At 72.6% G+C, this 285-nt stretch carries 1 protein-coding gene; it reads left to right on the top strand.

Translation table 11 applies throughout. The features are described from left to right. On the top strand, positions 1–261 hold a 261-nt coding region (locus SB764_RS39440; protein ID WP_410866674.1), incomplete at its 5' end, for a 2-deoxy-5-keto-D-gluconate 6-phosphate aldolase domain-containing protein. Between the last annotated feature and the right edge of the window lie 24 nt (positions 262–285).

The raw sequence follows: 285 nt of genomic DNA, 5'->3' as shown, positions 1-285 counted from the left end.
CGCGACCACCACTGCCGCGGCGCGGTGATCCTCGGGCTGAACCAGCCGCTGCAGTACCTGGTCGACAGCTTCCGCTCGGCGACCAACCCGATCGTCAAGGGCTTCATGGTCGGCCGCACGCTGTGGGCCGATGCGTCGCTGCGCTGGCTCGCCGGCCAGAGCGACGACCAGGCGCTGATCGACGAAGTGGCCGGCAATTTCACGCAGCTGGTCGACGCGTGGCTCGGCCGCCGTGCCGCCGCGCGCGCCGCCGCGGCCTGATGCCGGCGCCTGTGACGACCACCC

Source organism: Paraburkholderia sp. SIMBA_027 (assembly GCF_046535315.1).
Lineage (GTDB): Bacteria > Pseudomonadota > Gammaproteobacteria > Burkholderiales > Burkholderiaceae > Paraburkholderia > Paraburkholderia tropica.
Note: the sequence above shows the minus strand (reverse complement) of the source record. Positions and strands in the feature narration are given on the sequence as shown.